General features: G+C 57.5%; 8 protein-coding genes. 5 read left to right on the plus strand and 3 right to left on the minus strand.

All coding sequences use genetic code 11. The features are described 5' to 3' along the window. Nucleotides 1-1302: 1302 nt before the first annotated feature. Genes VXJ24_RS11210 through VXJ24_RS11220 form a run of 3 tightly spaced genes read left to right on the plus strand, consistent with a single transcriptional unit; the run spans nt 1303 to nt 3213 of the window. The gene (locus VXJ24_RS11210) at nt 1303-2103 is read left to right on the plus strand and encodes a ParA family protein (RefSeq protein ID WP_330973007.1); all 801 of its coding nucleotides are present in this window, start codon (nt 1303-1305) and stop codon (nt 2101-2103) included. A 31-nt stretch (nt 2104-2134) separates the two neighbouring features. Further along, complete coding sequence (locus tag VXJ24_RS11215; RefSeq protein WP_330973014.1) at nt 2135-2968, plus strand: ParB/RepB/Spo0J family partition protein; 834 nt, start codon at nt 2135-2137, stop codon at nt 2966-2968. Next, nucleotides 2968-3213 carry a hypothetical protein gene (locus VXJ24_RS11220; protein WP_330973008.1) on the plus strand — a complete coding sequence of 82 codons (246 nt, stop codon included), beginning with the start codon at nt 2968-2970 and terminating at the stop codon, nt 3211-3213. The genes VXJ24_RS11215 and VXJ24_RS11220 overlap by 1 nt, the downstream gene beginning before the upstream one ends. 73 nt (nt 3214-3286) lie before the next feature. Here VXJ24_RS11220 and rlmN read toward each other — a convergent pair whose 3' ends face one another. Beyond that, nucleotides 3287-4366: a dual-specificity RNA methyltransferase RlmN gene (rlmN, locus tag VXJ24_RS11225; RefSeq protein WP_330973009.1), complete on the minus strand. Its 1080-nt coding sequence runs from the start codon at nt 4364-4366 to the stop codon at nt 3287-3289. A 116-nt stretch (nt 4367-4482) separates the two neighbouring features. Here rlmN and VXJ24_RS11230 point away from each other — a divergent pair, with 116 nt between their 5' ends. Together VXJ24_RS11230 and VXJ24_RS11235 are read left to right on the plus strand one after the other, a co-directional pair. Continuing rightward, entirely contained in the window at nt 4483-5439 is a 957-nt protein-coding gene (locus tag VXJ24_RS11230; RefSeq protein ID WP_330973010.1) for a D-alanine--D-alanine ligase family protein, read from the plus strand. After that, nucleotides 5439-8390, plus strand: coding sequence for a helicase C-terminal domain-containing protein (locus tag VXJ24_RS11235; RefSeq protein WP_330973011.1), 2952 nt, complete (start codon nt 5439-5441; stop codon nt 8388-8390). Before VXJ24_RS11230 ends, VXJ24_RS11235 begins: the two co-directional genes overlap by 1 nt. 43 nt (nt 8391-8433) lie before the next feature. On the opposite strand, the gene VXJ24_RS11240 is transcribed toward VXJ24_RS11235, so the two are convergent. Further along, nucleotides 8434-9360, minus strand: coding sequence for a helix-turn-helix transcriptional regulator (locus tag VXJ24_RS11240; protein ID WP_330973012.1), 927 nt, complete (start codon nt 9358-9360; stop codon nt 8434-8436). Then, on the minus strand, nt 9353-10339 hold the full coding sequence (locus tag VXJ24_RS11245; RefSeq protein WP_330973013.1) for a helix-turn-helix transcriptional regulator: 987 nt from the start codon (nt 10337-10339) through the stop codon (nt 9353-9355). Before VXJ24_RS11245 ends, VXJ24_RS11240 begins: the two co-directional genes overlap by 8 nt. Between the last annotated feature and the right edge of the window lie 206 nt (nt 10340-10545).

Genomic DNA, 10545 nt, shown 5'->3' on the forward strand with positions numbered 1-10545 from the left:
GCATGTCCCGCTCTCCGGCATCGCAGCCACGGCCACGGTCCAGCCGAAGCTTCCTGCGAGCTTGCCTAAGCCGTTTGCAGTTCAGGGAGCCTAACTATGCCGGAGGTACTCAGCCATTTAGCATCTTTCCTTATGAGGCTTTATGGACTGCTCCGACTCTCGAATCGGCATTTGCTTCTTTGCTGCAAAGCTGAATATAGGAACCTGTCTTTCGCTGTGGTAGCAGTGTCAGATGAACAGCATCTATCAGAAGATATTGATTCTGCGCTCTTTGAACATGAACAAGTATGAAACCTAGTAGAGGCAAGAATCGCCAACTCGACAGGTGGATCTATCAACTCGACATACATGTGTTCTAGACCCAGTGAATTTGCTGATGATGAACACGCACCTGTGTATATCCTCTTGAATATCTGCAGAGTGATACAGCTGTCGACATGAAGTCTGCAAGCAGTAAATGTTCAATATAAGGCCCTTAGATGTGATTGATATAAATGAGTCGGGTCTGTGTCTGACTCCCATAGCTTACAAGGCCGTTGGAGCCTAACGAACTCGACAGGTAAATCTATCAACTCGACATGCACATGTTCTGGTTTGAAATGGCATGAGTTGATATGTTTCACGTGAAACAGGATGAAGGAATCCATGAGGCAGCTCTTATAGCCTAATAATTTCTATATGACTGGATTAGTCAATAGACCCAAAGCAAGGTAGACATTGCCTTAACTAAGAATATCTTTCTGAGGTCACGTTGCCGATTGCTCATAGATAGACACGCTAAATTCCATTGGTACTATCTTGCAAAGGAAAATTTTCGATACTCGAATGCTACAGGCTTGCTGCATATATCTATCGAAAGACATGCAAAGCGAATACGATGCCAGATCTTGGTGAACTCGACAGGCTGGTTACACGTAATAGACGGTATTGGATAAGTTTCACGTGAAACATTTTGATGAGCTGTCTTTCCCTCATTTGCGGATTCTACGTATGTCTATCAACGAGATACATGATGTATCTGTTTCACGTGGAACACGCAAGAAGATGAGCAGCACATTCAATTGTATCGAAGCACATCATGAGAGATGGATTAGATAATGTTTCACGTGAAACATGATGAACAAGCATCTTGAAGATATGCAATTGGTGGAAGAGCGACACTGGCTAAATACATGGAGATATATACGTGTTTCACGTGAAACAGAAAATCTCTGCAGCGAAGAGGGGAGAGCCATTGCTGGCCTTCTGAGAAGGTAAGATAGTCCTTGTACGGCAAGCGAATGCAGACGAAATGGAGCAGACTTGGGATATCAGGACAAGAAGCGCTTCAACAAAGAGAAGCCTACGCATGTCATCGCAATTATCAATCAGAAAGGCGGAGTAGGGAAGTCGACCACAGCCATCAACCTCTCTGCAGCACTTGGCGAGAACAAGCGCAAGGTATTGGTTGTCGATTTCGACCCGCAGGGCAATACGACATCTGGCTATGGGATTGACAAGGAAGAGCTTGAATACGATATCTATGACGCCCTTCTGAATGATCAGCCTATCGATTCCATGATTCAGGATACCTGCGAGCCGAATGTCTTTGTCGTTCCGGCTACCGTACAGCTCTCTGGTGCTGAGATCGAGCTTGTGAATACCGACAAGCGCGAGTACTGCCTGAAGAACCTGCTCGACCCGATCAAGGATGAATTCGACTTCGTCTTTATCGACTGCCCGCCTTCGCTTGGCCTGCTTTCCATAAATGCGCTCGTGGCAGCGGACTCCATCCTGATTCCTATCCAGTGCGAGTACTATGCACTGGAGGGTGTCTCCAAGCTCATGGAGTCCATGCATATGGTCCAGGAACATCTGAATCCAGAGCTTGACGTCTTCGGCGTTCTCATGACTATGTATGACTCGAGAACGACGCTCTCGAAGCAGGTTGTCGACGAGGTGCGCAAGTTCTTCGGCAACAAGGTCTTCAAGAATATGATTCCGCGTTCCGTGAAGATTGCAGAGGCTCCATCCTACGGTCTTCCTATCACGATGTATTCGCGTGTGAACAAGGGCTCTCTTGCATATATGAAGCTTGCCAAGGAGGTGACGCGTCGTGGCTAGGAAAGGACTGGGACGTGGCATCGAAAGCCTTATGGGAGAGGCCAACGCTGAAGTAGGTCCCGTAAAGGCTGATGCAACGTTGCCAATCTCCAAGATCGAGCCGAATCCTGACCAGCCCCGCAAGGAGTTCGATGCGGAGAAGCTCCAGGAGCTTGCTGATTCCATCAAGCAGCACGGCGTGCTGCAGCCGATTCTTGTACGCAAGACGGGCAGCACCTACCAGATTGTGGCAGGGGAGAGACGCTATCAGGCATCGAAGCTTGCTGGGCTCAAGGAGATCCCTGCAGTCATCCGCGATATCTCGGATGAGGATGTCTTCCAGCTTGCTTTGATCGAGAACCTCCAGCGTGCCGACCTCAATCCGGTCGAAGAGGCTCAGAGCCTCCGCCAGCTCGTCGACCAGAAAGGCTGGACGCAGGAGAAGGTGGCACAGGTCCTCTCCAAGTCCCGTTCTGCGGTGGCCAATACGCTCCGTCTTCTCGATCTTCCGGAAGAAGTGCAGGGCTATCTGGCAAGGGGAGAGATCACTCCAGGACATGCCCGTGCCATCCTCGCAGTGCCTGACGAAGAAGGCCGCATCGCCCTTGCCGAGCGTGTCGTAAAGGAGAACCTGACGGTTCGTCAGACAGAAAACCTTGCTTCGCTGATTTCTGTCAGCAAAGAGCCCAAGGCTCCCAAGCCGCCGACACCGCAGAGCTACAAGCAGGCTGCACGAGAGCTCAGGGAGATTCTCGACACGAAGGTGCGTGTGAAAGATTCCCGTGGCGGGAAGCATAAGATAGAGATCGAGTTCGGAGATGAAGACGATCTGGCACGCATCATCGAAGCATTCCAGCGTGCCGCAGGATCGGAGATGGGGGAGTGATGGGCAAGTTCCGTCGTACCGTTGTCGAGTCTGCCATCCTCGTGGCAGGCGGCATCTATATCTACCGCAATGTCCTGACGCCTGAGACGAAGGCAAAGCTTTCAAGCATGAAGGATGCGGTGTCGGGAGCAGTCAATAAGATCCAGGATATGGTGGCTGCAAGCAAGCCGGCAGATCCGACTGCTGAAGAGAATGAGGCGAACCGCGAAGCGGTCGAACGGCAGTGGGAAAGCCTCGGATACTGAGCGGGTCCAACAGCTAATGAGAAGGGGTACTAGAACAAACGTACTAGTACCCCTTCATCTATCTGCAGATTCTTTACTGAAGCTGGCGGTAGTAGTTCTGAGAGAGCTGGCCGCAGGCCGCATCGATATCGGCGCCGCGGGAGTTCCTGATCGTTGCCTCGACACCGACGCGTCCGAGCTGCTGCACGAACTGCTCTGCACGCTCCTGGGTAGCGGGCTTGAATGGAGAGCCAGGAACATCGTTCAGCTGGATGATGTTCACATGGGCAAGCGTGCCGCGCGTGAAGTCGCAGAGGGCACCAAGCTCGTCGTCGTTGTCGTTGATGCCGTCGATAAGAGCATACTCATAGGTCGGGCGGCGTCCGGTCTTGTCGACATATTCGCCCATCACCTCATAGAGGTGGACAAGCGAGTATTTCTTGACGCCCGGCATGAGCTTGTTGCGGGTGCTCTGGTTTGCAGAGTGGAGGCTCACGGCAAGCGTGAACTGCTCCGGCTCGTTCGCGAAGCGCATGATGCCAGGAATGACGCCACAGGTGGAGACGGTGAGGTGGCGGGCACCGATGCCAGCGCCCTCAGGGTCGTTCAGACGCCTGAGCGCTGCGAGCGTGTTGTCGTAGTTCATGAAAGGCTCGCCCTGGCCCATGAAGACGACGCTCGTCACACGGGTCTGGAAGTCGTCTGCGACATGCATGACCTGCTGGTAGATTTCGGAGGACGTGAGCGAGCGGGTGAGTCCCGCCTTGCCTGTCGCGCAGAAGGCGCAGCCCATAGCGCAGCCTGCCTGCGTCGAGGCACAGACAGCAAGCCTGTTCTTTGTCGGCATGCCGACGCACTCTGCCGTCGTGCCGTCGGGGAACTGGAGCAGGTACTTGCGGCTGCCGTCAGCAGAGATCTGGCGTGCAAGCTCGACAGCGTTGCCCATGGAGAGGCGCTCTTCGAGCTTTGCCCTCAGCGCCTTCGACAGGTTCGTCATCTCGTCGAAGCTCTGGGCATTCTTCTCCCAGACCCAGGACTCGATCTGTTTCACGCGAAACGCTGGCTCTCCGAGCTCCTCGATGACTTCTGCGAGCTGCTTGTGCGAAAGCGTATGGATATCGGGACGTGCGGCAGGACTCTCTTCTGACGTAGGACTTTTCTGGTTTGAAACCATATGGTTCTCTCTTCTCCGTTTGGTGGCTGAGGAGATGTATCCTCTAGTAACTCAGTACATTGTTTCACATCTTCGCCCTGCTGCTCATCAGAGCGTGAGGGCTCAAAGGAGTTCACATGACGAGGGATGAAATCAAGCAGCTCCGTGTCGCAGTGCTGGCTGGCGGCTGGTCGGACGAGCGCGATATCTCGATGGATTCCGGAAGGAACTGCATGCACGCCCTCGAGGAGGCAGGCTTTGCCCACCTCGAGCTCATGAATGTTGCAGATTCCGACTTCATCTCCAAGATCTCGTCCGGCAACTATGATGTTGCCTTCCTTGCTATGCATGGACGCTATGGCGAGGATGGCTGCATCCAGGGCCTGCTCGAGATCCTGCATATCCCGTATACGTTCTCCGGCGTCCTTGCCTCTGCTCTCGGCACGAACAAGGATGCTGCCAAGGAGATCTACCGCGCAGCCGGCATCCCGGTGCCTGACGGCACGGTCGTCGAGGCTTCCGCTGCAGACGATCCTGCTCTCTGCCATGAGCTTGTCGAGCGCTTTGGCCTTCCGCTCTTCGTGAAGCCGTCTGCCAATGGCTCCTCCTTCGGCATCTCCCGCGTCGCAGCCGAGGAAGAGCTTGCTCCTGCCATCAGGCTTGCGTCCTCCGAGGGCGACAACGTGCTTGTCGAGTCCTGCATCGAGGGCACCGAGATCACGGTCCCTGTCATTGGCAACAAGGAGCTCCAGGCACTCCCGATCATCGAGATTGCCTACGACGCCGAGTTCTACGACGTCCAGGTCAAGTATGAGCCGGGCTCGCTCCACCACATCATGCCTGCTCGCCTCACGCCTGAGGCTACCGCTATGGCACAGGAGTTCGCAAAGCGTGCGCATCGCGCCCTTGGCTGCCGCGATGCTTCCCGCTGCGACTTCATCGTCCAGAAGGACGGCATGCCGGTCCTGCTCGAGATCAATACGATTCCGGGCATGACGGAGAGAAGCCTCCTTCCTGATGCCGCCCGTGCTGCGGGCATCCCGTTCTCCGAGCTCTGCACCCGCTTCGTGGAGTGGGCACTCGAGGAGCGTTGATGTCTGGTACCGACGATACGTCCGTCACGCTCGAAAGCCTGCTCCTGCCGAACACGCCTCCGAGCATCAGGAAGAACTATCTGACCCTTGCCCAGCGCGCACAGGAAAAGGATTTCGGACCTCTTGAGGAAGACCTGGTGGTGCTCGATACCGAGACCACCGGTCTTTCCTTCAAGAACTGCGAGCTCCTGGAGATTGCCTGTGCCCGTCTCTCCGGCAAGAAGGTTGTCGACCGCTACCATACCTTCGTGCGTCCCAAAGGCCTGATTCCTCCCGAGATCGTGGCCCTGACCGGCATCCATCAGTCCGATGTGGCCGATGCGCCGTCGCCCGCCGATGCCGTGGCGGGTCTTGCCGAGTTCGTCGGGGGAGACCTCGTCCTTGCGCACAATGCGACCTTCGACCGCACGTTCGTGGAGTCCGTGCCGGGAGGATCTTCTGTCTCCGACAACTGGATCGATACGCTTGCGCTCTCGCGAATTGCGCTGCCGAGCCTCTCGACCCATAGGCTCTCTGCCATGGCCCAGGCCTTCGGCTGCGATTCTGTGACCCACCGCGCTATGGACGATGTAGATGCACTCTCAGGCATGTGGCCCATCATCCTCTGCGGGCTCACTGATATGCCGAAGGGCCTCCTTGCCTTCCTCGCAGACCTCCATCCGGATGCCACCTGGGCATACCGCCCCATCTTCTCCTATCTCTCGGGCACAGACGATGCGACGGCATTCAACCTGAAGCAGGTGCGCCGCAACCTCCTTTCCGAGGTCACGGTCGAAGATCGTGCCGATGCGAAGGAGATCGACGGCCCGCTCACGGCCCCTTCGGAGGCAGAGATCAAGGCAGACTTCGCACCCGATGGTCCGATAGCTGCCATGTACGGGAGCTATGAGGCGCGGCCTGAGCAGCTTGCTATGGCAGAAGAGGTCAGAAGCGCGCTTGCGACCTCGACCCATCGTGCCATCGAGGCAGGCACCGGCGTCGGCAAGTCGCTTGCCTACCTTCTGCCGGAGATCCTCTTTGCACAGAGGAACAATGTCACGATCGGCGTTGCTACCAAGACGAATGCCCTGACCGACCAGCTCATGGCACACGAGCTGCCGGCGCTCGACCAGGCACTGCCGGAAGGCGTCTCCTTCCATGCACTCAAAGGCTATGAGCACTATCCGTGCCTGCACCGCATGCAGCGCTCGGCAGAAGAGGATCTGCCTCTCGATATGGTTCTCGACACGAATCCCGGACGCACCACCACGGGCATTGCTTCCGACATGCTGACAGCTCTGGCTGTGGCCTATGCCTCTGTTGCGCAGTCGCCGGAAGGCGATCTCGACGCCCTCGGCATCCGCTGGAGATGCGTGCCGAGAAGCATGCTGACGACGACCTCGAACGAGTGCCTGCGCACCCGCTGCCCGTTCTTCCCACAGGAATGTGTCGTCTATGCAGCAAGGAGGCTTGCTGCTTCGGGCGACGTGGTCGTGACGAACCATTCGCTCCTGCTCCGTGATGTGGCTTCGGAAGGCAGGATCTTGCCCCCCATACGCCATTGGGTCATTGACGAGGCCCATGCCTTCGAGTCTGAGGCACGCCGCCAGTGGGCAGTCGAGGTATCCTCCGATGACACGCGTGCTGCCTTCGAGCTTCTTGGCGGTGCAAAGTCAGGCGCCATCCACAATGCGATGATCAAGGTCGCGGCACAGCCTGGTTCGACCTTGGCCCTGGGGCTCATTACGAAGGCATCTGCTGCGGTGCAGCGTGCCTCTGTCGTGACCTCCGAGCTCTTTGCTGCGATTCATGACCTGCACCATCTTGTGAAGGGTTCTGCCTATGAAGGGTCGACCCTCTGGATCGACGAGAAGGTGCGCGCCTCCAAGGAGTGGCAGGCCATTGCCGCTGCGGCAAAGGATGCTCATGAGCGGCTCGACCAGGCAGGAAAGGCTCTGTCCGAAGCCCAGACGACGGTCTCCCTGACCTCCGCCCAGGCAGGAAACGAGCTTGGCGAATCCGGCAGGTTCCTTAAGGATCTCTCCGAGAGCATCCGCCTCATCTGCCTTGAGCCAGATTCTGCCTATGTCTATTCCGCCCAGCTCCAGAGCAGGAAGCGCCAGGGGTCTTCGGAGAAGCTCGTGGCCGAGAAGATCGATATCGGCCAGGACCTCTCCAAAAACTGGCTGCCGGATACGATGAGCGCCGTCTTCACGTCGGCGACGATTGCAGTGGGGAAGAGCTTTGCCCACTTCAACCATGCTGTCGGCTTCGACCGGCTTCCTGAGTCTGCCTACCGCGATGTGCAGCTCTCGTCGAGCTTCGACTACGACAGCAATATGGCAGTCGTCGTGGCAAAGGACCTGCCGCAGCCGTCCGATCCGGGCTATCTCCCGGCGCTCGAGGATGTGCTCTTCGATATCCACAAGGCGATGGACGGCTCGGTCTTGACGCTCTTCACGAACCGCCGCGAGATGGAGAAGGTCTTCGAAGGCCTCCAGCCCCGTCTTGCGGAGATCGGGCTCGATCTTGCGTGCCAGGAGAAGAGGTCATCTCCCCGCCAGCTCCGTGAGCGCTTCATCAGCGAGAAGTCGCTCTCGCTCTTTGCGCTCAAGAGCTTCTGGGAAGGCTTCGATGCTGCAGGCGATACGCTGCGCTGCGTTGTCGTGCCGAAGCTGCCATTTGCAAGCCCGCAGGATCCGCTGGTCCAGGAGCGGGAGGTGCGCGAGCAGCGTGCCTGGTGGCGCTACCAGCTGCCCGAGGCCGTGCTTGCCGTGAAGCAGGCAGCAGGACGCCTGATCCGTACCTCGACAGATACGGGTGTGCTTGTGCTCTGCGACTCGCGTCTTGTGCAGAAGCGCTATGGCCGCGACTTCATTAACTCCATGCCTTCGAAGACACGGACGCAGCTCGAGTGCGAACATATCGGCCGCTATCTCGAAATGTGGCGCTCCTCGCACGAGAAGCAGTAGCCCTACATATATATAACAAGAAGCCAGAAGGGCTCTTCCCCAGCTAGGAAAGCTGGTGAAGGAGCCCTTCTGCATAGCTGTGCATCTTCTCTGCGACCTCTTCGTCCTGGCAGACGACCTTGCCGGCGCATCCTGCAAGCTGGCGCGGAAGCCACATGGTGCCGAAGTAGGGGATGCGTCCCTGCACAGGCTCGGCATTCTTCGAGATCTTGAGCCCTGGCCAGGCGAAAAGCGCAAGGTAGCGCTCATCCAGGAAGGTGAGCTTCACCATGCGTGCTGGCTCTGCCTTCGTCTTGGCAGGGGCGCTGACAAGATTCTCGGGCACCTCTTCAGGCTCCGCTTCATCCATGCGCTCGATCTTGAAGCAGCGCTCTTCCTGCCTGTCGAGATCGAAGGCGTCGAGATACCAGGCGTCATCCTTCTGGGAGAGCTCCTGGGGAAGGGCATGACGGTGTCTTGGTGCATCATCCTTCGTCCCCTGATAGAGGAAGGAGAGCGCCTTGCCGTGGATCATGGCCTCCGAGATGGAGGTGAGGACGTCGTGCTCCTCCGGCGAGGCAAGGGGCTCGAGCTGGCGCTCGATCGTGGCAGGCGTGACATTGGCACGGCCGAAGCCTGTGGCAATCTTCTGGCGCAGCTCATCGTCTTCCGGCACGCCGCAGGCATTGAGCGCTGCAAGCACCGCATGGGTCTCTGCAAGCGTGAGGCGGAGCGGCCTTCCCTTGATGCCGCCATCGAAGGCGAGCGTGACTTCGCTTTCATCATCCGGAATGCAGAGGGAGAGATAGGTTCCTTCTGCATCTCCTGCCGTGAGCAGCAGCTTGAGGTAATGCTCGGCCTCTGCGTGCGAGATGCCCATGCGCGCCGCTATTGCATCGGCGGTGATCGTGTCGCCTGCCTGGGCGAGGGCTCCTGCAAGCGCGACGAGCTCGCGTATCTCCTGGATGTTGCTTGTACGTCCGCTAGGCATGGGCAATCGCTCCTTCAAGGCAGGCTTTCGCAGCAGAGATCAGCTCTTCTGGCTTCTGGGGGATGAGTCCCTGCGCTATGCCCCAGGATGCTGCTGCTTCCCAGGAGCTGGCGGGGACCTGCCAGATGGAGCTCCCATCCTCCTCTTCCTCGAGCGTGCCATGCGCCTTCATGAGGGAGACGAGGTCTGGCTGTGGATGCTGAGCAGCAAAGACTGCCGTGCCGACCGTTGGTCCCATCTGGAAGGGGAGCGCCCGGTAGTCATCGATCTCGAAGCTGTCCGGCACCGTATAGCTTCTGCCGGAGAGGATCTTCGGCTTTTCCATGCGGTCGATCCGGTAGGTCCTGGGTTCCTCGAGCTTGCTGCCTTTCTCTTCTGCGCAGACGCAGTAGAGCGTATCGCGGAAGCTGTAGAAGCCATAGGGAGCGAGAATCTTCGTGCTCTTCACCCCTGCCGCATCGCAGTAGCCTACCTCGACAAGCAGGTGCTGCCCATAGGCATCGCGGAGCATCTGGAGCGTGCGGTCAGGACCCTTCTTGGGACGCCTTGTGCTCACGAGCGGCTGCTCTGCGAAGGAACGGTCGATCTTCAGGAGCGCCATCCCGAGCTCGTCTGCAAGCGGAAAGGCGGGGTTTGCGACCTGCGGGGAGAGCAGCACCTGGAGCTCGAGTGCCTCCTGCTGGGTGAGCTTCGCATCTCCTATGAAGGAGTTCTTCTCGTCGATCTGGTAGAGCTGCTCGTCATTCTGCGTGGATTTCACGACATGCATGCCGCAGGCAGCGAGCCTCTCGCAGTCACGCCCCAAGGCCCTGAAGAAGGAGTTCCGGTCAAGGTCTGGATATATATGTGCATTGATATAGGTGGCTTCGAGGGGGCGCCGGGCATTGATGAGCTCGAGCGCGAGCGACGCGACGCGCCTGGCTGCCTCATCCTTCGTGTTCAGGCGCACCTCATCCTCGGTATCTGGCGTATCGTCCATGGCTTCCCCTCGCTTGTCTCTTGCAGATTTCTCACATTAGCTTACCAAATCACGTCGTAAAGCCCCTGGTTTGAACCGTGGGGATGGTTGATTTCACCTGTCATCCGTACACTCCGGGGGCAGGTCAGGATTCCTGCAGCTAGCCGAACGGATGCAGCTGCCTGTGCACGGCCTCCTTCCTGCCGGAACGGTGTGCAGATTCCGTG

It is taken from the genome of Olsenella kribbiana (assembly GCF_036408795.1).
Taxonomy (GTDB): Bacteria; Actinomycetota; Coriobacteriia; order Coriobacteriales; family Atopobiaceae; genus Olsenella_L; species Olsenella_L kribbiana.